Source organism: uncultured Paracoccus sp. (assembly GCF_947496875.1).
Lineage (GTDB): Bacteria > Pseudomonadota > Alphaproteobacteria > Rhodobacterales > Rhodobacteraceae > Paracoccus.
The window spans coordinates 109249-129559 of sequence record NZ_CANMEH010000010.1 but is presented as its reverse complement, the minus strand read 5'-3'; the positions used below and the strand labels follow the sequence as shown (position 1 = coordinate 129559).

Annotated in this window: 16 protein-coding genes and 1 tRNA gene; 5 read left to right on the top strand and 12 right to left on the bottom strand. The window is 69.2% G+C overall.

From position 1 onward, the window contains the following. Positions 1-77: 77 nt before the first annotated feature. On the top strand, positions 78-3485 hold the full coding sequence (putA, locus tag Q0938_RS13155; RefSeq protein WP_299363081.1) for a bifunctional proline dehydrogenase/L-glutamate gamma-semialdehyde dehydrogenase PutA: 3408 nt from the start codon (positions 78-80) through the stop codon (positions 3483-3485). Positions 3486-3525: 40 nt separating this feature from the next. Continuing rightward, a complete protein-coding gene (locus Q0938_RS13150) occupies positions 3526-5352 on the top strand; it encodes an FAD-dependent oxidoreductase (protein ID WP_366942756.1) in 1827 nt (608 codons plus the stop codon). Here Q0938_RS13150 and ptsP read toward each other — a convergent pair. From ptsP to Q0938_RS13105, 9 genes are all read right to left on the bottom strand, one after another. Further along, positions 5324-7573, bottom strand: coding sequence for a phosphoenolpyruvate--protein phosphotransferase (gene ptsP, locus Q0938_RS13145; protein ID WP_299363077.1), 2250 nt, complete (start codon positions 7571-7573; stop codon positions 5324-5326). The two genes, Q0938_RS13150 and ptsP, sit on opposite strands and share 29 nt — an antisense overlap. A gap of 52 nt (positions 7574-7625) precedes the next feature. After that, a complete protein-coding gene (locus Q0938_RS13140) occupies positions 7626-8882 on the bottom strand; it encodes an aspartate kinase (RefSeq protein ID WP_299363075.1) in 1257 nt (418 codons plus the stop codon). 140 nt (positions 8883-9022) lie between these two features. Next, positions 9023-9430, bottom strand: a complete 408-nt coding sequence (locus Q0938_RS13135) for a DUF1178 family protein (protein ID WP_299363073.1) — start codon at positions 9428-9430, stop codon at positions 9023-9025. A gap of 48 nt (positions 9431-9478) precedes the next feature. Then, entirely contained in the window at positions 9479-10696 is a 1218-nt protein-coding gene (locus tag Q0938_RS13130; protein ID WP_299363070.1) for a glycosyltransferase N-terminal domain-containing protein, read from the bottom strand. A 52-nt stretch (positions 10697-10748) separates the two neighbouring features. After that, positions 10749-11528 carry an SDR family oxidoreductase gene (locus Q0938_RS13125; RefSeq protein WP_299363067.1) on the bottom strand — a complete coding sequence of 260 codons (780 nt, stop codon included), beginning with the start codon at positions 11526-11528 and terminating at the stop codon, positions 10749-10751. Beyond that, on the bottom strand, positions 11529-12860 hold the full coding sequence (locus tag Q0938_RS13120) for a TRAP transporter large permease (RefSeq protein ID WP_299363065.1): 1332 nt from the start codon (positions 12858-12860) through the stop codon (positions 11529-11531). It lies immediately after the preceding gene. After that, positions 12853-13344 (bottom strand): TRAP transporter small permease, encoded by a 492-nt coding sequence (locus tag Q0938_RS13115; RefSeq protein WP_299363062.1) that lies wholly within the window; start codon positions 13342-13344, stop codon positions 12853-12855. Before Q0938_RS13115 ends, Q0938_RS13120 begins: the two co-directional genes overlap by 8 nt. Before the next feature lie 76 nt (positions 13345-13420). Beyond that, entirely contained in the window at positions 13421-14419 is a 999-nt protein-coding gene (locus Q0938_RS13110; RefSeq protein WP_299363059.1) for a DctP family TRAP transporter solute-binding subunit, read from the bottom strand. 209 nt (positions 14420-14628) lie between these two features. Then, a tRNA-Cys gene (locus Q0938_RS13105) sits at positions 14629-14702 on the bottom strand. Between the two features lie 195 nt (positions 14703-14897). Between Q0938_RS13105 and Q0938_RS13100 the strand changes: the two genes are divergently transcribed. From Q0938_RS13100 to Q0938_RS13090, 3 genes are all read left to right on the top strand, one after another. Then, positions 14898-15563 carry a protein-L-isoaspartate O-methyltransferase gene (locus Q0938_RS13100; protein ID WP_299363056.1) on the top strand — a complete coding sequence of 222 codons (666 nt, stop codon included), beginning with the start codon at positions 14898-14900 and terminating at the stop codon, positions 15561-15563. A 29-nt stretch (positions 15564-15592) separates the two neighbouring features. After that, positions 15593-16984, top strand: a complete 1392-nt coding sequence (locus Q0938_RS13095; protein WP_299363131.1) for a TolC family outer membrane protein — start codon at positions 15593-15595, stop codon at positions 16982-16984. Positions 16985-17082: 98 nt separating this feature from the next. Further along, complete coding sequence (locus tag Q0938_RS13090; RefSeq protein WP_299363053.1) at positions 17083-17532, top strand: VOC family protein; 450 nt, start codon at positions 17083-17085, stop codon at positions 17530-17532. A 54-nt stretch (positions 17533-17586) separates the two neighbouring features. Here Q0938_RS13090 and Q0938_RS13085 read toward each other — a convergent pair whose 3' ends face one another. The 3 genes from Q0938_RS13085 to surE form a co-directional block, all read right to left on the bottom strand. Beyond that, entirely contained in the window at positions 17587-18591 is a 1005-nt protein-coding gene (locus tag Q0938_RS13085; RefSeq protein WP_299363050.1) for a M23 family metallopeptidase, read from the bottom strand. 27 nt (positions 18592-18618) lie between these two features. After that, positions 18619-19236 carry a protein-L-isoaspartate(D-aspartate) O-methyltransferase gene (locus Q0938_RS13080; protein ID WP_299363130.1) on the bottom strand — a complete coding sequence of 206 codons (618 nt, stop codon included), beginning with the start codon at positions 19234-19236 and terminating at the stop codon, positions 18619-18621. Positions 19237-19379: 143 nt separating this feature from the next. Then, positions 19380-20174 (bottom strand): 5'/3'-nucleotidase SurE, encoded by a 795-nt coding sequence (gene surE, locus Q0938_RS13075; RefSeq protein ID WP_299363047.1) that lies wholly within the window; start codon positions 20172-20174, stop codon positions 19380-19382. Positions 20175-20311: the final 137 nt, after the last annotated feature.

Below are 20311 nucleotides of genomic sequence, written 5' to 3'. Positions count from 1 at the left end.
CAGTCTGCTATCCTGCCGACGTCGGCCTGATCGACTCCGATTGCTGCCGTGTCTCAGAAATGGGCTGGAGGTTCCCGATGCTTGCCACCGATTGGCCCGCCTTCACTCTGGATGCCAAGTTCCGCTCCGAAGCCGCGCTGCTGGACGAGCTGGTGGCACAGTCGGCTATCTCCGCACAGGCCCGCGAACAGATATCCCGGCGCGCTGCCGATCTCGTCCGCCGCATCCGCAGGGAGGCGAAGCCGACGCTGATGGAGAACTTCCTGTCCGAATACGGGCTGTCCACGCGGGAGGGTGTGGCGTTGATGTGTCTGGCCGAGGCGATGCTGCGCGTGCCCGACCGGATCACCATCGATGCGCTGATCGAGGACAAGATCGCCCCGTCGAACTGGGGCAGGCATCTCGGGGAAGCCTCATCATCGCTGGTGAACGCCTCCACCTGGGCGCTGATGTTGACCGGCAAGGTGCTGCATGACGATCAACCCGGTATCACCGGTACGCTGCGGAGCGCGATCCGGCGCCTGGGCGAGCCGGTGATCCGCACCGCCGTCGGTGGCGCGATGCGCGAAATGGGCCGGCAGTTCGTTCTGGGCCAGACCATCGAGGATGCGCTGCAAAGGGCCATGTCAAGCGAGGCACAGGGCTATACCTACAGCTATGACATGCTGGGCGAGGCGGCGATGACGGAGGAGGACGCCCATCGCCATGCTCGCGACTACGTCGGCGCGATCGAGGCGATCTCCAAATGCCACGACCAGACTTCTGTCCAGGCGAGTCCGGGCATCTCCATCAAGCTATCGGCCCTGCATCCCCGTTTCGAGGTGGCTCAGGAACGCCGTGTGCTGTCCGAGTTGGTGCCCGTGGTGCTGGACCTTGCACGGAGAGCCAAGGCGGGCGGCATGGGCATGAACATCGATGCCGAGGAACAAGATCGACTGGTGATTTCGCTGAAGGTGGTCGAGGCAGTTTTGTCCGACCCGTCGCTGGCAGGCTGGGACGGATTCGGTGTCGTTGTGCAAGCGTATGGCAAGCGCGCCGGGCTGGTGATCGACTGGCTGCACGCTCTGGCCGCGCGGCTGGACCGCCGCATCATGGTGCGGCTGGTCAAGGGCGCCTACTGGGACACCGAGATCAAGCGGGCCCAGGTCGAGGGCTTGCCGGACTTTCCGCTGTTCACGTCGAAGACGGCCACCGATGTCAGCTACATCACGCTTGCGAAGACGCTGATCGGCTATGCCGACCGGATCTATCCGCAGTTCGCCACGCACAATGCCCACACGGTGGCGGCGATCCTCGAGATGGCCGGTGACATCGATTACGAGTTCCAGCGCCTGCACGGAATGGGCGAACGGCTGCACGACATCGCTCTGCGAGAGGCGAAGACGCGCTGCCGGATCTATGCGCCGGTGGGCGCGCATCGGGACCTTCTAGCCTATCTCGTGCGGCGCCTGCTGGAGAACGGGGCGAACTCGTCCTTTGTCCATCAGATCGTCAACGACGACGTCAGCCCCGAGGAGATCGCTCGTGATCCGTTTGATGCGGTGGTCAGCGCCCGGGCCCCTGCGTCACTGGTGCCGCCAGCCGATATCTTCGGCCGCGGCCGCCTGAACTCAAGAGGCTTCGACCTCACCGACGAAACCACGCTGGCGCGGATCGAGGCAGCCCGTGACGTTTCCATTGCGGATGCCGGTCCGCTGACGGTGCGTGAAGCATCCGGAACAACGTGTCCGGTCCTGAACCCCGCCACCTGCGACACCGTTGGACAGGTCGCCGAGGCGGATGCACACTGCGTCGCCCGCGCGATCGAGGACGCGCAGGTCTGGCGCGTCACCCCGGCGGAGCGCGCCGCCACGCTGCGCCGGGCGGCGGATCTGTTTGAAAGCCATTTTGGCGACATCTTCGCGATCGTCGGCCGCGAGGCCGGCAAGACACTGGCGGATGCTGTCGGCGAGTTGCGCGAGGCGGTCGATTTCCTGCGCTACTACGCCGCTGAGGGCGAGCGCCGGGATCGCGCCCCGCGCGGAATCATCACGGCGATCAGCCCGTGGAATTTCCCGCTGGCGATCTTTACCGGCCAGGTCGCGGGCGCATTGATGGCGGGCAATGCGGTGCTTGCCAAACCCGCCGAGCAGACTCCGTTGATTGCGCATCTGGCCGTCCGGCTGCTGCACCGGGCGGGCGTTCCACGCGCCGCGCTCCAGTTGCTGCCGGGCGACGGGGCGAGCGTCGGCGCGGCGCTGACTTCGGATCCGCGCATCAAGGGGGTAGTGTTCACCGGCTCCACAGAAACGGCGCGACTGATCGCCCGGGCGATGGCGGAACACATGACGCCCGGTACGCCGCTGACCGCCGAAACGGGTGGGCTGAATGCGATGGTTGTCGACTCCACGGCGTTGCCGGAGCAGGCGGTGCGCGACGCCATTGCCTCGGCCTTTCGGTCGGCCGGACAACGCTGTTCGGCGCTGCGCTGCCTCTATGTTCAGGAGGATGTTGCCGCGCACCTGATCCCGATGCTCAAGGGGGCGATGGATCAGCTCCACGTCGGTGATCCGTGGCACCTGTCCACCGATGTCGGCCCGGTCATCGACGCTGAGGCTCAGTCCGACATCGCGGCCTATATCAGCCGGAACGAGAAGCGGGTGATGCACCGGCTTGAGGCGCCCGGGCAAGGTCACTTCAATCCGCCCACCCTGCTGAAGGTGGACGGCATCGGTGAACTGGAGCGCGAGGTCTTTGGCCCCGTCCTTCACGTCGCGACCTTCAAGGGCGGCGATCTTGAGAGGGTAATCGCCGACATCAACGCCCGCGGCTTCGGCCTGACCTTCGGAATGCACACCCGCATCGACAGCCGCGTGCAAGAGGTCAGCGACGCGATCCATGTCGGCAACATCTACGTCAACAGGAATCAGATCGGCGCGGTCGTGGGCAGCCAGCCGTTCGGCGGAGAGGGGTTGTCCGGCACCGGACCGAAGGCCGGGGGACCTGACTACCTCCCCCGTTTTCATGCGCCCGACGACCCGACGCAATCCGGCGAGGAATGGTCGTCGGATGTTGACCTAGGGGCGCTGCGCCAGGCTCTGGCCGCAGCGTCCGAGCGGCGGATCGCCGAAAGGCTGATGCCGGGTCCGACGGGCGAACTGAACCGCCTGACCAGCTACACCCGCCCGCCGCTGCTATGTCTGGGGCCAGGCGCCGCCGCGATGCAGGCACAGATCGCAGCCGTCGAGGCGCTTGGCGGCATGGCTGTCGGGGTCGAGGGCAAGCTGGTACCCGAGGGGCTGACCCGAATTTCCGGCTTCTCTAACGTGCTGTGGTGGGGTGACGAGGGTCGCGCCCGGGCCTATGCGCGGGCGCTGGCAGCGCGCGACGGCGAGATCCTGCAACTCGTTACGGCGATGCCGGATGTCGGCCATGTCGCGCATGAGCGTCATCTCTGCGTCGACACGACCGCAGCGGGCGGCAACACGGCGCTGATGGCTGGCTAGAGGCTTGGATGTCCGCGCAGCTAGAGCGTCGTGCGGCAGCATGGCGACAGGAGTACGTCGCAATGAAGACAGCGGCGTTGAGCGTCCTGTTGGGCGAGGAATGCCCCGTCGAGCAACAGTGAGCTGTTATGGCTCGGGCACCCGGTACGGCAACGGCTCGCTATCAACCGAAGAGCCACCGGCGGATCAGCGGGTGAACCAGTTCACGTGTGATCCCGCGAATCTGGTCCCGAGCCGAGGCGGGCATTCGTGTTGCACACCTGATGTCGCTCCCGTCGAACCCTACGACCAGGCGAAGGTCGGGGATCGAGCGGATGTGCTGGTCTATTCGACGCCGCCGCTTGAAGCCGATGTCGAGGTGACCGGGCCGATCGAAATGGTGCTCTTCGCCGCATCGACTGCGCCAGACACGGATTTCACCGCCAAGCTCGTTGATGTCCATCCGGACGGGAAGGCTTACAACATCTCCAACGGGATCATCCGCGCGAGCTCACGCGAAGGGCTGGATGCTCGTGTCCCTGTCGAGCCAGGCGAGGTCTACGAATACACGTTCGCCCTTCAGCCGACTTCGAATCTTTTCAAGGAAGGCCACCAGATCCGGGTGGAGGTTTTGAACGCGAACTTCTCGCATTTCCGCTCCGGGTCCGCCATTCCCACCTTCCAGTCTCGGACCGTGCCGTTCATCGTCGGCGCGCCGATGACCGGGGTGTGGAAAGGGGAAGATCTCATGGATCATGTGGACGCGATCGTCGTCGGTGCCGGTGTTGTCGGCTTGGCAGTCGCACGCGAACTGGCACGCCGCGGGATGGAGGTGCTGATCCTCGAACGCGCGGGCGCTATCGGCACCGAAACCAGTTCCCGCAATTCCGAGGTGATCCACGCCGGCATCTACTACCAGCCCGGCAGCCTCAAGGCGCGGCTATGCGTGCGCGGACGCGAGATGCTGTATGATTTCGCCGCGGCCAACGGTGTGGCCCACCGGCGCTGCGGCAAGCTGATCGTGGCCACATCCGCGGACCAGCACCCAGCCCTGGACAGCATCGCCGGCCATGCGCGCGCCTGCGGGGTGGACCTGCAGCGGATCACTGCAGCCCAGGCGCAGGCGATGGAACCGGAACTGGCCTGTACCGCCGCGCTGCTGTCGCCCTCGACGGGCATCATCGACAGCCACGGGCTGATGCTGGCGCTGCAGGGCCAGGCAGAATCACATGGGGCCGCGCTGGCGCTGAACACCGCCCTTGTCGCGGCACGCGCGCGAGGCGACGGGTTCGAGGTCGACACCGATGGCGCCGACGGTCGCTTCACCCTCGGCTGCCGGGTCCTGGTGAACGCCGCCGGGCTGCGGGCGTCCGACGTGGCGCGCGCGATCGACGGGCTGGATCCGGGCCACGTCCCCGACACGCTGCTGGCGCGCGGCAGCTATTTCGCCGTGCCGGGGCGTCCGGCGTTTTCCCATCTCGTCTACCCGGTGCCCGAACCCGGTGGCCTGGGCGTGCACCTGACCCTGGATCTGGGCGGTAGCATGCGGTTCGGCCCCGATGTGGAATGGATCGACCGGATCGACTATCAGGTGAACGGCGCCCGGATGGGGCACTTCGCCGACCAGATCGCCCGGTACTGGCCCGGCGTACCGGCCGACGCGCTGGAGCCGACCTATTGCGGGATCCGCCCCAAGCTCTCCGGCCCGGGCCAGCCCGCGGCCGACTTCCGCATCGATGGGCCCGCCGTTCACGGGGTTCCGGGTCTGGTCAACCTGTTCGGCATCGAAAGCCCCGGGCTGACCGCCAGCCTGGCGATCGCGGAACATCTGGGCCAGAAACTGGACGCCGAGGCGGGAATCAGCCGTTCCGTGCCAGCCAGTCGGTGACCACCGGCCGCAGGCTGTCGACCCCGTCGTCCAGCCCCGCGTGGACAACCTGCGTCAGGGCGGACAGGTCGATCCGCCGGATCAGGTGCTTGACCGGCCCGATCGAGGCCGGCCGCATCGACAGCCGACGCAGCCCCAGCGCCGCCAGCGTGACGGCCTCGACCGGCCGTCCGGCGTCCTCGCCGCAGAAACTGACCGGCACCCCCGCATCGCGGCACCGTTCGACGATCTGCCGCAGCAGCAGCAGGAACGATACCGACAGCGTGTCATAGCGCCGCCGCACCATCTCGTTCTCGCGGTCGGCGGCAAAGAAGAACTGCTTCAGATCATTGCCGCCGATCGACACGAAGTCGCAGTTCCGAAAGAACGCCGGCGGGGCGAACGCGAGCGAGGGTGTTTCCAGCATGGCGCCCACCCGGATCTCGCTGGGCAGGGCGTGGCCGAACTGGCGTTCGCGTTCCACCTGATCGCTCAGCACCTGGCGCGCCAGCGCGAATTCCCCGGGATCGGCGATGAACGGAAACATCACGTGCAAGGGCCGGCCTGCCGTCGCCCGCAGCAGCGCCTGCAACTGCATGCGCAGGACGCCGCGCTTGTCCAGCCCGACTCGGATGGCCCGCCACCCCATCGCGGGGTTCGGCTCGTCCTGCGCCTTCATGTAGGGCAGGACCTTGTCGGACCCGATATCCAGGGTACGGAACACCACCGGCTTGCCCTGCGCGTTGTCCAGAACCCGTCGGTAGAGCAGCGCAAGATCGCCGCGCCGGGGCACCCGGGTCCGGGTCAGGAACTGCAGCTCGGTCCGGAACAGTCCCACGCCCTCGGCGCCCGATCCGTTCAGCGAGGGCAGGTCGGCCATCAGGCCTGCATTCATGTGCAGCTCGATCCGGGTGCCGCAGGTCGCCGCGGCCGGCAGGGACTGCAGCCCGTCATACTGCTTCTGCGCCTCCGCGTGCATCGCGACCTTGTCACGCACCGCCGCGGCCACGCTTTCCTCGGGGCGCAGGTGGACGATGCCGTCCTCGCCGTCGACCAGGATCGGATCGCCGTTCAGCGCCTCGGTCGTGATCCGGCCCGCATGGACCACCAGCGGGATGGCCAGCGACCGCGCGACGATCGCGGCGTGACTGCCGACGCTGCCCTCCTCCAGCACCACGCCGCGCAGCTTGCGGCCGTATTCCAGCAGCTCGGCCGGGCCGATGGTGCGGGCGACCAGGATCGGGTTCGCCGGCATCTCGGCCCCGGTATCGCGCCCCTGGCCGGTCAGGATTCGCAGCAGTCGGTTCGACAGGTCGTCCAGATCATGCAGGCGGTCACGCAGATACGGATCGGCGGCCCGTTCCAGCCGCGCCCGCGCGTGGCTCTGCTCCTTCTCGACCGCCGCCTCGGCCGACAGGCCAAGGTCGATGTCCTCTTCCATGCGCTTGAGCCAGCTGCGCGAGTTGGCGAACATGCGATAGGTCTTCATCACGTCGGCCGGCTCGCCCCCGACCAGCAGCTCGTCGGTCAGCAGTTCGTCCAGTGTCGCGCGCAGCATCGCCATGGCTTCGTGCAGCCGGGCGCGCTCCCGGTCCGGATCGTCGCCGACAGGGTTCGTGACGACCACGCGCGGTTCGTGCAGCCAGACCTGCCCTTCGGCGGTACCGTCCTGCGCGCCGATGCCGCGGAACATCACCGGAAACCGATGCCGGCTGGGCAGCGAATCCGACCCGCCCCCCAGAAACGCGCCCAGTTCGGCCATCTCGGCCAGCACCATCGCCACGACTTCCAGCCCGTAGATCTCGTCGTCCGAGAACAGGCGCGGATCACGGGACTGGACCACCAGAACCCCCAGCTTCTCGCCCACTCGCCGGATCGGCACGCCAAGGAACGACGGGAACACTTCTTCGCCGGTCTCGGGCATGAAGCGAAAGCCGGGCTCGGCCGGCGCGTTGGCGGTGTTGATCGGCTGGCCCGTGACGGCAACACGGCCGACCAGTCCCTCGCCCAGGCGCAGCCGGGTCTGGTGGACCGACTCGGGGCGCAGCCCCTCGGTGGCACACAGCTCGAGCGTGTTCGCGTCGCGGAACAGATAGATGGAACAGACGTCGGTCTTGATCGAATCGTTGATGTGATGGGTGATGCTGTCCAGCCGGTCCTGCCCGCCCCCCGCCGCGGCCAGCGTTTCACGCAGCCGCTGCAGCAGCTTGCGGGACTCGCTTTCGATCAGGGATGCGCTCACCTCGCCGTCCTCCGCTGCGCGGCGACCGTTCGTGCCCGGACGATCGGCTTGGTCAGGCTTTCTCGAGCTCGAAGGCATCATGCAGCGCCTGGACAGCCAGTTCCATATACCTGCGGTCGATCAGCACCGAAATCTTGATCTCGCTGGTGGCGATGACCTTGATGTTGATGTTCTCGTCGGCAAGCGCCTTGAACATGCGCGCCGCGACCCCGGTATGGCTGCGCATCCCGATGCCTACCACCGAGACCTTGGCCACGTCGTCATCGACCACCAGCTCGTCATAGGCGATCAGGCCGCGGGCGCGGGCATCCTCAACGGCCTTGCGGGCCCGGTCGACCTGGTTCACCGGGCAGGAAAAGGTCATGTCGGTAACCGCGCCGGGGTGGTTCTCGTAGTCCCGCTCCGAGATGTTCTGGACGATCATGTCGACATTGACCCCCGCATCCGCCAGCGGCTCGAAGATCGCGGCGGAGATGCCCGGCCGGTCCTCGACCGTGACCAGCGTGACCTTGGCTTCGTCGCGGCTGTAGGCGACGCCCGAGACGACCTTGGATTCCATGATATCTTCCTCGTCACAGACCAGCGTGCCGCTGGTTTCGTCGGTGTCCTCAAAGGACGACAGCACCCGCAGGCGCACATTGTACCGCATCGCCAGCTCGACCGAGCGGGTCTGCAGCACCTTTGCGCCCAGCGACGCCAGCTCCAGCATCTCCTCGAACGCGATCCGCTCCAGCTTGCGCGCCTTGCGGGCGATTCGCGGATCGGTCGTGTAGACGCCGTTCACATCGGTATAGATGTCGCAGCGTTCCGCGTCGAATGCGGCGGCAAAGGCGACGGCCGTGGTGTCCGACCCGCCGCGGCCCAGCGTGGTGATGCGCCCGTCCGGACCGATCCCCTGGAACCCCGCCACCACGGCCACCCGCATGCCTTCGCCGAACTTGGCGTCGATGTGGTCGCGCGGGATCGACACGAAGCGGGCCGCGCCGTGCTGGTCGGTGGTGTTGATCGGCACCTGCCAGCCCTGCCAGCTGCGCGCCGGAACGCCCAGCTCCTGCAGGCGCAGCGCCATCAGCCCGGCGGTGATGTTCTCTCCCGAGGCGACGACCGCATCGTATTCGCGCGCGTCATAGAACCGCGACGTGCCCTCGACCCAGCCGACCAGCTCGTTGGTCTTGCCCGACATGGCGCTGACGATGACGATGACGTCATAGCCGCGTTCCACCTCGCGCTGCACCTTGCGCGCGGCTTGCGCAATGCGATCCAGGTCGGCAACCGAGGTGCCGCCGAATTTCATCACAAGCAGCGGCATGTCAGCCTCCCGTCAGCGTCCGTGGAACCCGGCGGCTTCTAAGGGGGCGTTGCAAGCCGCGCAAGGCCAGCCGCATGCATCGGCCGCCGGCTGGTGCTGCGGAGGCGTGGACTGGCCGGGGCGACAGAGGCGTGCCGGCGTCAGTTCGTCTTGCTGGTGGGCCGGAACGGCAGCGGGGCCACCGGGATGCCGTCCTCCAGCAGGCGGCGCGCCTCGTCGGGCCGCGCCTCGCCGTGGATCGCCCGTTCCGGCACGCGGCCCTCGTGCATGGCGCGCGCCTCGGCGGCAAAGCTCAGCCCGACATAATCCGAGTTCGCCTCGACGTGCCGGCGCAGCTTTTCCAGCGGGCTCATGCTGGCGGGGCTGTCCTGCAGCTTCTTCCTGGCGGCGGGCACGGCCGGCATCATCATCGCCTTTCCGACCTCGGTCGATCCGCACATGATGCAGGCGACCTGACCTGCCGCGTTCAGCCGGTCGAAATCGTCGGCCGAGCGGAACCACCCGTCGAACTCATGGCCGCCGGCACAGTTCAGCGCATAACGGATCATCGAGGTCTCTCCTTCAGAGAGCCAATATCGCCATCGCGGACAGCCGGATCAAGGCAGCGCCGCATCCCGCTCGGGTTGCCGGGCAAGGTCGAGGATGCGGTCCACCAGCACCGACGGTTCGCCCGCCCGCTGCTGCAGCAGGGCGCGGGCGGCGCGGCCAGCCGCCCGGGCCTCGGCCGGGTTTCCGGCCAACCGGGCGACGCTGTCGGCCAGATCATCCGCCCGCACCGGCAGCGCGCCGCCCGCGGCGTCCAGCGCCGCATAATCGTCACGGGCATTCGCCACATGCGGGCCGTGCAGGATCGCGCAGCCGTGGCCCGCCGGCTCCCATGGCGTGTGGCCGCCGTGATCGACCAGCGACCCGCCGGTCAGGCAGATCCCGGCCGCGTCATACCAGCGCGGCATCTCGCCCAGCCTGTCGACCAGCAGCACGGGTTCAGCCGCATCCGCGCCGGCGGAGCGCCGGGCGACTGGAAGGCCGCGTGCCGCGATCAGCGCGGCGACGGCATCCCCGCGCTGCGGGTGACGCGGGGCCAGCACCAGCCGCAGGTCCGGCACCTGCCGCCGCGCCGCGAGGAATGCGTCCAGCACGATCTCGTCCTCGCCGGCATGGGTCGACGCAGCCAGCCAGGTGCGATCCCGCTCGGGCCCCGGCGGGGCGGCCGGAGTGGCCGCGGGGTCCAGCAGCTTCAGTTGCAGCCGCGGCAGCAGCGCCGTGGGCGGAAGGCCCAGGCCCAGCAGTCGAGCCTCGGTCGTCGCGTCCTGCGCGGACAGCGCGTCGATCCCGGCCAGGACCGGGCGGATCAGCCCGGGCAGCCGGGCCCAGCGCTGCGCCGACCGCGCCGACATCCGCGCCCCCACGACGACCTGGGCGGCACCCCGGGCCCGCGCCGCGGCGGCCCGGTTGGGCCAGATCTCGTTTTCCACCGTGACGACCGCCGCTGGCGCGTAGCGTCGGAAGAAGCGATCCACCACCGCCGGGAGGTCCAGCGGCGCCAGCCGGGCCGGCAGCCCCCACCCCGCCGCGAGTTCGCGGCCCGTGGTCGTGTTCGCGGTCAGGATTACCGGCAGGCTCCGGGCAAGCGTCAGCGCAAGTTGGCGGACCGAGGCCAGTTCGCCCACCGACGCGCCATGCAGCCACACGCCGTCTGCGGGATGCCCGGACGCCTCGTCCAGGACCAGCCGCTGGCGCCAGTCGGCCCCTGCCAGCGGCGCCCCCGCCCGCAGCAATGGTCCTGCAGCCGTCGTGAGCGCCCGATAGATCATCGGCGTCCCTGCCCCGGGCGAAGATGCCCGCGCGGTGATCCGTGCAGAAAGGTCAGGTCGGTTCATCCTGCCGCAACGCCGGCAGGCCGACGCCGGTCGCCTCGAACCCGCCATCCGCCGCGACCACCTGCGCGGTCACGTAGCTGGCCCGATCCGAACACAGAAAGGCAATCACCTCGGCGATCTCGCGCTCGCTGCCATAGCGGTTCAGGGGAATGGCATCGTGATAGGCGGCGCGGATCTGCGGGCTGTGAACCGCCAGCGCCAGCTTCGTGTCCACCGGCCCGGGCGCCACGCAGTTCACGCGGATGCCGCGCTCGCCCAATTCGACCGCCTGCTGGCGGGTCAACTGGATCACGGCCGCCTTGGACGTGCCATAGGCCACCCGCAGCGTGGACGCGCGCAGGCCGGAAATCGACGCGATGTTCACGATCGCCCCGCCCCGGCCCATCAGCGGGATCACCGCCTGCGAGGTCAGGAACACGCCGTCCAGATTGGTCGCCATGACGGTGCGCCAGATCTGAAAGTCCGTCTGCCCCAGCGGTCGGAAATCGGCCACCCCGGCATTGTTGACCAGCGCGTCGACCCGGCCGAACGTGTCGCGCACCTGGTCTGCCATGGCGGCGACCTGATCCAGGTCCGAGACGTCGCAGACGACCGGCAGGACGCTGTTGTCGTCCGCTCCGGGCGACAGGTCTCGTGCGGCGCGGGCCAGTTCCGCGCCGTCGATGTCGATCATCGCCACACGATGGCCGCTGTCCAGGAACAGCCGGGTGGCTGCCAGTCCGATACCCCGGGCAGCGCCGGTCACCAGTGCGATCCTCTGCGTCATTCAACCTCCGATCAGGCGGGTCAGGCCCAGGGACATGTCCGGGAAGGCCGCCACGACGGCGAGCCCGACGAGACTTGCGAGCAGGAAGGGTATCGCGCCCCGCGCCACCCGCTCGATCGGCAGGCGGGTGACGTTCGCCGCCACGTACAAATTGATGCCCACCGGCGGGGTGATCAGCCCGATCGCGAGGTTGATCATCAGCAGCACCCCGAACCACACCGGGTCCCAGCCGAGCTGGTGCACCACGGGCATGAAGATCGGCAGCGAGATGAACATCACCGTGACCGCATCCATGAACATCCCCGCAATCAGCAGGATGATCATGATGACCAGCAGCACGACCGAGGGATTGTCGCTGATCCCCAGCAGCGCCGTCGAATAGGTGCCGACCAGGTCCTCGACCGTGACGACCCAACCGAACAGGCTCGCATAGGCCACGATCAGCATCACCACGGCCGACGAGGCCGCGGCGTCCGCCAGGGTCTCGTAAAGCCCGGCCAGCGTCAGCGTGCGATAGACGAAGGCACCGATTGCAAGCGCATAGACGGTGGCGACCAGCGCCGCCTCGGTCGGGGTGAAGACCCCGGCATAGATGCCGCCCAGGATCACCACCGGGGTCAGCAGCCCCCACAGGCTGTCCCGGAACGACCGCCACAGCCGGGACCCGTAGGGCAGGCCGGCATAAGGATCGGGGCTGATCGCGTCCAGCGCCACCCGCGTGCGCACCCGCCGCCGGGCAAAGGGCAGCACCGCGAGCATCGACAGCCCCATGAAGGTGCCGGGCACTACCGCGGCGATGAACAGCTGCGAGATCGAGGTCTCGGCGATCACGCCATAGATCACCAGCCCGATCGACGGCGGGATGACGATGGAAAACGCAGCCCCCGTGCAGACCAGCCCGGCGGCAAAGGCCCGGTCATAGCCGTCCTCCTCCATCGCGCGGATCAGCATCGGGCCGATCGCCGCCACCGAGGCCGGGCCAGACCCCGACACCGCCCCCCAGAACAGGCAGACGATGGTCCCCACGACGCCCATGCCGCCGGGCAGGTTGCCGATCAGCACCCGGAAGAACCGGATCATCCGTTCGGCAATGCCCAGCGAGCCCATCAGCGCGCCGGCAAGGATGAAGAACGGAATCGCCAGCAGCGAATACTTGGCGATGCCCGACGCGATCAGGTCGCCGGCCAGATCGAAGCCGAACCCGATCAGCCACATCGCGTACAGCGCCGACAGGCCCAGCGCAAAGGCGACCGGCAGCCCCACCGCCAGAAGGCCGAAGAACGCCAGGATCATCTGGGTTCCGGCCGGGATGTCGCCCAGCAGGTCAGGCATCGGGGATCTCGCCCCGTACATGATCGGGATCGCGCAGTGCCCGGACCGCATATTGCAGATAGCGCAGGATGATCAGCGCGAACCCGAACGGCACCGCTGCCTGATAGTACCAGGCCGGAATCCCCAGCGCATAGGAGCGCATGCCGTTGCCGTAGAGATTGGCGAGCGCCTGCCAGGAAAACCACGCCGACATGCCCAGCAGCAGCACCGACAGCAGCACCGCAACGGCCATCACCAGCCGGCGCAGCCCCAGCGGCAGCATGTCGGTGACCAGCGTGACGGCCAGATGTTCGCCGCGCCGGGCCGCGATGGCCGCCCCGAATATCGTCAGGATCAGAAAGCCGCTGGTCTGCAGCTCTTCGGTCGAGGCGATGGACCAGTTGGTGGCATAGCGCACGAAGACGTTGACGAAGCCGACCGCGGTCATCGCCAGGAAAAGGACGGCACAGATGATCTTTTCCGCCTCGTCGGCAAGAAAGCGCATGGCAGGCTCGGGATCAGGCAAATGGGCGGACGAAGTGCGGGCGGCCCGGAACGGCCGCCCGCTTCGGGGCCAGGGCCTACTGTCCGGTCGCGGCGATCGTGTCCTGGAACGCGCTCACGATCTCGGGCCCGACCTTCTCGGCCCAGGTGTCGAAGGCGGGCTGCGTCGCCTCGCGGAACGCGGCCAGCTCCTCTGGCGTGGGCTCATAGACCTCCATGCCCTTTTCCTTGAGGAACGCGAGCCCCTTCTCGGTGCCCTCGCGCGTGATCTGACGCTGGTAGTCCATCGCCTCGGTCGCGGCCTCCTGCATCTTGGCCTGCGTGTCCGCGTCCATCCCGTCCCACTTGGCCTTCGAGATGCCGATGAAGATCGGGTCATACGAATAATGCCAGGCAGTCAGGTATTTCTGCATCTCGTAGACCTGCTGCGGGATGATGACCGCGCCGATCGGGTTTTCCTGACCGTCCACGACACCCTGCTGCAGCGCCGTCAGCGTCTCGGACCACTGCATCTGCTGCGGATTGGCGCCGAGCGCGTTCATCACGTCGATATACATCGGACCGGCCACCCGCAGGTTCAGGCCCTTCATGTCCTCGGGCGACTTGACGGGCCGGACATTGTTGGTCAGCTCGCGAAACCCGTTCTCGCCCCAGGCCAGGACCTTGATCCCCTTTTCCAGCAGGATCTCCTCCAGCCGGTCGGCGGCGGGGCCCTGCGTGGTCGCGTCGACCTGCTCGTAGTTCTCGTAAAGATAGGGCAGCGAGAAGACCGCCATCTCCGGCACCAGCGGCGTCACGTTGATCGCCGACGTCACCACCAGGTCCAGCGCGCCGCGGCCGACCATCTCGGCCTGCTTCATCTGGTCGCCGCCCGCCAGCTGGGCATTCGGGAAGACCCGCACGTCCAGCTCGCCCCCGGTCTTTTCCTTCAGCAGCTCGCCGAACTTCTCTGCCCCCTGCTGCCACGTCGTCGTGTCGCCGGTGTTGTGGGACAAACGCAGCGTTTCGGCATGGACCGCGACGGTCATGGCGGCTGTGGCCAGCAAAGTTGCAAGGGTGGCACGGGTCAGCTTCATGTCAGGCTCCTCTCGGGACGGCAGCAACGGGCCGCGGCTCTGCGCGGCGATCGGGCCCACCATGACCCCGTTGCCGGGCGCCTGACAAGCGCCACCTGCCGAACCGGCGCGGTGCATTTTTCGACAGGCGAAACCATTTGTGCCGAGGGCGGCCTTGTTGCCGCCGTCCCGTGGCGCCCTGCACAAGCGCGCAACATGTCCGGGAACCATGGAGGCGGGTACCGGAATCGAACCGGTCTACACGGATTTGCAATCCGCTGCGTAACCTCTCCGCCAACCCGCCGCCTCGAGGTGAGCGTCAGATAGGCCATCGCATCGCGCCACGCAAGCCGGGCGCGGCCACACCGCCGCCGGTGCTGGGTCGTAGCGATGCCCCCGACGACCGGCGCGGCGGCGCGACCACCCGTGCCGTTGCCCCGCACCGTCTTTCGTGGCAAGACCAGCGCATCGCGACCAGTGCAGCCGAAGGTTCGCCGCAATGCCCGATTACGCCCAGCGCCGCAACACCATGGTGGACACCCAGGTCCGGCCCAACGACGTCACCCGGTATCCGGTGATCGCGGCGATGCTGCAGGTGCCCCGGGAATGCTTTGTCCCCGAATCGCGGCGCGAGATCGCCTATGCGGGCGAGAACATCGATCTGGGGCACGGGCGGGTGCTGCTGGAACCCCGCAGCCTGGCCAAGCTGATCGACGCGCTGGCCTTGGAAAACGACGACCTGGTGATGGATCTGGGGTGCTGCTACGGCTATTCGGCGGTGGTGCTGGCGCAGATGGCGCAGGCCGTGGTTGCCGTCGAACAGGACGCCACCATGGCAGAAAAGGCGGAACGCCTGCTGACCGAACAGGGCGTCGACAACGTGGTCGTCGTCCGGGCGCCGCTGGCCGAGGGGGCGCCGGCGCAAGGCCCCTATGACGCGATCCTCGTCAACGGCGCGATCGAACAGCTGCCCGACGCCATTGCCGACCAGCTGCGCGAGGGGGGGCGCATCGCCGCGCTGTGGCACGATGACCGGCGCGGCGCCGGGCTGGGCGTCGCCCGGCTGGGCCACAAGATCGACGGCCGGATCAACTGGCGCTACGCCTTCAACGCCTTTGCCCCCATCCTGCCCGGGATGGAGCGGATAAGGGAGTTCACCCTGTGATCGGCGCGGCGCGCCGGCTGATCCGGGGCATGGTCCTGTCGGCGGCGCTGTCGGGAACGCTGGCGCTGCCGGCCACCGCCGAAAGCTTGGCCGACACGATGGTCGCCGCGTACCGGCACTCGGCGCTGCTGGAACAGAACCGTGCCCTGCTGCGCGCCGCGGACGAGGACGTGGCGACCGCCATGTCCGCCCTGCGGCCGGTGGTGCAGTGGGCCGCATCGCACAACTTCCAGCAGGTCGAGGGGGTCGAGGCCGCGGCCACCACGCTGCAGCTGGTCGCGCAGATGACGCTGTTCGACTGGGGCCGGTCGCAGCTGGCGATCGACATCGCCAAGGAAAACGTGCTGGCTACCCGGCAGTCGCTGGTGGCGATCGAACAGGACGTGCTGCTGCAGGCGACCCAGGCCTTTCTGGCGGTGCGCAGCGCCGAGCAGCAGGTCGCCCTGCAGGAAAACTCGGTCAACCTGCTCAGCCAGGAACTGCAGGCCGCCCGGGACCGCTTCGAGGTCGGCGAGATCACCACCACCGACGTGTCGCTGGCCGAGGCGCAGCTGGCCGCCACCCGCGCCGCGCTGGCCAGCGCCCAGGGCAACCTGGAAATCGCCCGCGAGGATTACCGCGCCGCGGTCGGCCGCGTGCCGGGTGACCTCGATCCCCCGCCGCCCCGGCCGGACCGGCCCGCCACGCTGGCCAGCGCCCAGGCCGTGGCCCGCACCACCCATCCCGCCATCCTGCAGGCGCAGCGCGCCACCGCGGCGTCGGAACTGCAGGTAGCCGCCGCCGCCGCCGAACGTCGGCCGATGCTCACCGGGCAGGCCGGGGTCAGCGGCACCCGCCAGCCCGAGGCCAGCCGCAACGCCCTGGGACTGCCCACCGGCACCCAGACCGGCACCTCCGGCACGCTCAGCGCCGGGATCGAACTGAACCAGACGCTCTATGCCGGCGGGCGGCTGTCGTCGCAGCACCGCCGCGCCATGGCGTCCCGCGATGCCGCCCGGTCGGCGCTGCTGAACACCGCGCGCCAGGTCGACCAGGCGGTTGGCGTCGCCTGGGCGAACATCGATATCGCGCAAGCCCAGATCGTCGCGATCAACGAACAGATCTCGGCCGCGCGGCAGGCCTATGAGGGGGTCCGCGAGGAAGCGTTGCTGGGCGCGCGCACGACCCTGGACGTGCTGGACGCGGAACAGGACCTGCTGGAAGCCCGCGCCGACCTGATCTCGGCCGAGGCCAATCTGCAGCTGGCCCATTACCAGCTGCTGGCGGCGATGGGGCTTCTGACCGTCGAGGATCTCAAGCTCGGGATCCCGACCTATGACCCCTCGGCCTACTACAACGCCGTGCGCGATGCGCCCTACACCAGCGAGCAGGGTGACAACCTGGACCGCGTCCTGCGCGCGATCGGCCGGGACCGCAACTGACCACACCCTCGGGCGTGCGGCCTGCGCAGGCGCTTGCGTCGCCCCACCACGCGGGACCAGACTGCGCGTGGCATGGCAGCGCAGCGGGGGTCGAAAACATGCAGCAGCAGATGGCGGTGGTGACGCTGGGGATCGCCGATCCGGCCCGCTCGCGCCGGTTCTATGTCGACGGGTTCGGCTGGGCCCCGGTGTTCGAGAGCGCCGAGATCATCTTCTACCAGATGAACGGCTTCGTGCTGGCCACCTGGCTGGCATCCGCGCTTGCGGCGGACATGCGGCGCCCCGGTGCTGCCGCCCCCGGCCCGACGTCTGGCCCCGCCGGCACGGGCGCCGTGGCGCTGGCCCACAATGTCGGCCGGCGCGACGATGTGGACCCGGTGATGGCGGCGCTGGAACGCGCGGGCGGCACGATCCTGCGCCCTGCGGATGCCCCGCCGCATGGCGGCTATCGCGGCTATGTCGCCGATCCCGACGGACATGCCTGGGAAATCGCGTGGAACCCTGCCTGGCCGATCGACCCGCAGGGGCATGTGAGCTTCGGGCTCTAGCCGCCGCGCGCCCCGCCCCGGTCCGGCCCGATCAGGCCGAGCCGCGCGCCGCGCTCACAGATAGCCTTCCGGATCGACGCTGTCGAAGCCCTTGCGGACCTCGAAATGGATGCTGCCGGTGCCGCGGGCGGTGCCGATCGTCTGCCCGGCGCTGACCTGCTGGCCCTTGTCGACCCGCAGCCCGTCCAGCCCCGCATAGACCGTCAGCAGGTCGCCCTGGTGGCGGATCACGACGATCGGCACGCCTTCGGTGTCGCGGGTGATCGCGGCGACCGTGCCGCCAGCGGCGGCGCGCACCGGGGTGCCGGCCGCGGCGGCGACGTCGATCCCCTCGTTTTGCCCCTTGCTGTAGGCACGGATGATCGCCCCGTCGACCGGCATCAGCAGCCGGCCGCTGCCCGACGCGGCGGTCCGCGTGGCGCCCAGATCGGGCGCCTGGGGGCGGGCGGCGGGCGTCGTCGTCTCGCGCGGCAGCGGTGTGTTGGCCGATGGCGGCGCCGGCGTGGGCGAGCCTGCGCCGGGCGCGGTCACCGCGACCCGGGTCGGCCCCGCCGCGGGGATCGTCAGGGTCTGCCCCAGCCGCACCGTCATCGACTCGGGCAGGTTGTTGGCCGCGGCCAGCTGCTGCAGGCTGATCCCGTATTTGCGCGCGATCGACCAGGCCGAGTCCCCGCTGACAACCGTGTGGCTCTGCGGGGCGGCCGGGGCCGGCTGCGCGCCGGCGGCCGTCCCGGTTGCGGGCGCGCCCTCGATCGCGGGGGTGCGGACCCCCTGGCCGGCGAACGGGTCGGTCACGCGCGGCTGCCCGGCGGCCGTCGCGGTCGCGGCGGGCGCGCCGAACACCGGCATCTGCAGCCGCGGGATGCGGATCTGGAACGGCACCGTCCTGGCCGCCGTGGTGCCCGGTGGCGTGGCGCCCGGCGCCGCCTGGCCCGGCGCGGTCTGGGCTGGTGCGGTCTGCACCGCCGTGCCCGGCGCGCCGGGTCCCGCCACCGGCGCGCAGCCCGCCGCCAGCATCAGCACCGTCAGGGTCAGCCCCGACCCAAGGGAAACTCGCATCTGCCCGTCCTCATTCCTGTGCGGGGGTCATGTCTGTCCCAACCCCTCGATCAACGGCACGAACCGTACCTGCCGCAACTCGTCATACCGGAAGCCGTGCGGTTCACGGGTGACGCGGATCAGCGTCTGGACCGCATCCGATTGGCCGACCGGCAACACCATGATACCGCCGATCTTCAGTTGCGACAACAGAGGCCCCGGCGGGTCCTCGGCGGCCGCGGTCACCATGATGCGATCGAACGGCGCCTGCTCCGGCGACCCGTGCGACCCGTCCGCCACCCGGGTGGTGATGTTGGTCAGGCCCAGCCGCCGGAACAGCGCCTCGGCCTCGGTGACCAGGCGCCGGTGCCGGTCCACGGTCATCACCCGCCGGCACAGCAGCGACAGCACCGCGGCCTGATAGCCCGACCCGGTCCCGACTTCCAGCACGGTGTCGCGCGGCCCGACCTCCAGCGCCTGGGTCATCAGCCCGACCACCGACGGCTGGCTGATCGTCTGCCCGCAGGCGATCGGCAGCGGCGTGTCGTCATAGGCGCGGTCCTCGAAATGGCCGCGCACGAAGGCGCCGCGGTCGATCCGTTCCATGGCGTCCAGCACCCGCGGATCGGTCACCCCGCGCGAGCGCAGCGCATAGACGAAGCGCATCTTCTGCTCGCTGGCCGAGCCGGGGCCGGACCCGGCATCGCGGTCGGCCGGCCCGGGCCCCTGCCCCGCCTGATGCCCGCTCTCCTGCCCGGCCTGCTGCCCGCGTCCGGTCCCGCTGCCTGCCCGCCCGCCCCCTGCCGCGCTCATCGGTCGTCCAGCGCCTCCTGCAGCAGGCCCAGCGAGGCGTGGCAGGTCAGGTCCGGGCGCATCGGCGTCACCGACACATAGCTGTCCAGCAGGATCTCGACGTCGCTGTCGGCGGTGGCGCGGGCCTGCTGCGATCCGCCGGTGATCCACAGGAACCGCCGGCCGCTGGGCGAGACATGCGGCGCCACCCCGAACCGCACGCCCTGGCGCCGGCCCTGGGCGCCGACCCGCATCCCGCGCACCCCGTCGGCGCCGGTGGCCGGAAAGTTGACGTTGTAGAACAGCCGGAAATCGTCGTCCGAGGTCCAGTCGCCGTAATCCAGCAGCCGCCGGATCACCTGCGGCCCGTGCACCCGCGCCGCCTCGAACGGATCCTCCAGCCCGGCGGTGCCCGGCCCCAGATACTGCGACAGCGCGATGGCGGGCAGGCCCTGCAGGGCGGCCTCCATCGCGCCGCCCACGGTGCCCGAATACATCACGTTCTCGCCGGCGTTGTTGCCGCGGTTCACCCCCGACAGGACCAGGTCGGGGGGCGCGTCCCGCATGATGTCGGCCAGTCCGGCCAGCACGCAGTCGGCCGGGCTGCCCTCGGCCGCCCAGCGCCGCGGCGACAGCTCGGCGATCATGGTCGGATGGGTATAGCTGATGCAGTGCGCCACGCCGGACTGTTCGAAGGCGGGGGCGACCACCCAGACCTCGCCCTGCGGGCCGGCCACCTCGGCCGCGATGTCGGCCATCGCGGCCAGTCCGGGGGCATTGATGCCGTCGTCGTTGGTGATCAGGATCCGCATCGCCTGCCCATTCTGGTTTGCCGTGGTGGTCCCGCCGGCGGTGCCGGCCTCTGCGTCGTCTGGTGGTGCCGGTGATGCCCGGGGTCTGTTCTGCCGTGGTGCCGGTGCCCGCCCGCCGTGCCCGGCCCGCTGCAGAG